We start from the raw sequence: 1808 nt of genomic DNA, 5'->3' as shown, positions 1-1808 counted from the left end.
CGGCGCGCCGCCGCCACCGGCGCAGGCGTGCTCGGCGTGACCCTCGTCTATCTGGGCGGGCTCTACGCGATGTACCTGCTGTCCATGCCGACCGGCGAGGCGCTGGCCCTGGCCGGATTCATCCGCTATCTCTCGACGCTGACGCTGGTGCTCCTCGGGGTGGTCGTCCTGGTCGGCCTGCACATCGCCGAGCACGCCGGGTGGACGTGGGCGCCGGCCGCGCTGGTGCTGAGCCTGGCCGGCTGCGCCGTTCTCATTCCGCGGGGGCCGCTCCTCGACCCGGTGCCGGCGGATGACGTCCGGGTCCGGGTGGCTGCCGCGTTCGGCCAGTTGACGATCAAGCCCGACGCGTCGGTGTGTGTCTTCAGCGATGTCCGCGACGGCGGCTATCGCACGGCCCTGGTGCGCTATCTCCTCCTTGACGAGCACGTCGCCACGTTGCGGGCACCGGACCGAGCCCGCGCCACGCTCCCGGTACCCTGCGACTATGCGGCCGTGGTGGACCCCTATCCCGCGGGCGATGCCTATTTGCGGTTGCGTGGCCACGTGCTGACGCCCGGCCGGCCGGTCGTGGTCGCGCGATGAGCACGTATGCCGACACGATCGTCGTGATCCCCTCGCTCCACCCCGAGCCCGCCTTCGTCGACCTCGCGCGCGAGCTTGCTGCGGCCGGCTTCGGTGAGGTGCTGGTGATCGATGACGGCTCGGGGCTGGCCTTCGGCGAGGTCTTCGCCGCGATCGCGGCCTCGCCGGGCTGCCGGGTGCTCACCCATCCGGAGAACCGCGGCAAGGGGGCCGCGTTGAAGACGGCGTTCGCCGATATCGCGGCCCGCCGCCCGGATGCCGTGGTCGTCACAGCGGACTCGGACGGGCAGCATACGGCCCAGGGCATCCGCACGGTGGCCGACCGGGTGCAGGCCGCGGACGGGGCGCGGATCTTCGTTCTGGGAGCGCGCGATGTCGACCTGCCGCATGTGCCGCTGCTCAGCCGGCTCGGCAACAAGCTGACGACGCTGGTGATCAAGGCGCTCTACGGGCAGACGCTGCCGGACACGCAGACGGGGCTGCGCGGCATACCGGCGGCGTTGCTAGAGCCGATGTCTCGGGTGCCCGGGGAGCGTTTCGACTACGAGATGAACGCCCTGACCTGGGCGTTGTCCGCCGGGGTGCCCATCGTTGAGGTGCCCGTGGCGACGATCTATCACGACAAGAGCAATAGCGTCAGCCACTTCCGGCCGGTGCGCGACTCGGTGATCATCTACCGGAGCATCTTCGCCCGGGCCGGGTCGTATTTCGCGTCCTCGGGGGTGGCGGCGCTGATCGACCTGAGCGTCTTCACCTTGGTGATCGACGGGGTGTTCGACGGCCGGTCCTACCTGCGGGCCGTGGTGACGGCGACGCTGGCCGCGCGGGTGGTCTCGTCGGCGGTGAACTTCCTGATCAACCGGCATCTGGTCTTTGCGCGTCATGGCTCGGCCTGGCGCTATTACGCGCTCGCGTTCGGCGTGCTCGCGGCGTCCGCGCTCGGCACAACGGCGATGTCGATGCTGCTGGCGGGACACGTCATCTGGGCGAAAATCATCGTCGACATCGTGCTCTTCGCGGTGGCCTATCACGTGCAGCGCACATGGGTCTTCCACGGGAACCCCGGCGCCCCGAAGGGGCCTGACTCAGCGCAGGTTAGGTGACGTCGAGCAGGGTAGACCGTGCTCGACGTCACCTAAATGCTGCTAGCAGAAGGTAGGACCAGGGGTCAGACGCCGGTTTTGACGTGCCAGATGCGGTCGATGTAGTCGCGCATCGAGCGG

General features: G+C 69.2%; 2 protein-coding genes. Both read left to right on the top strand.

Annotated elements, in window-relative coordinates; all coding sequences use genetic code 11:
- A partial coding sequence (locus tag PKH97_RS16375) for a hypothetical protein (RefSeq protein ID WP_324388671.1) occupies window positions 1-585 on the top strand: 585 nt, incomplete at its 5' end.
- Entirely contained in the window at window positions 582-1688 is a 1107-nt protein-coding gene (locus PKH97_RS16370) for a bifunctional glycosyltransferase family 2/GtrA family protein (RefSeq protein ID WP_324388670.1), read from the top strand. The genes PKH97_RS16375 and PKH97_RS16370, both read left to right, overlap by 4 nt.
- Window positions 1689-1808 lie beyond the last annotated feature (120 nt).

Source organism: Nostocoides sp. (assembly GCF_035343835.1).
Classification (GTDB): domain Bacteria; phylum Actinomycetota; class Actinomycetes; order Actinomycetales; family Dermatophilaceae; genus Nostocoides_A; species Nostocoides_A vanveenii.
Note: the sequence above shows the minus strand (reverse complement) of the source record. Positions and strands in the feature narration are given on the sequence as shown.

Bases quoted from the DNA above. Each gene is read 5' to 3' on its own strand.
- PKH97_RS16370 (WP_324388670.1), top strand. From the start codon at position 582: ATGAGCACGTATGCCGACACGATCGTCGTGATCCCCTCGCTCCACCCC.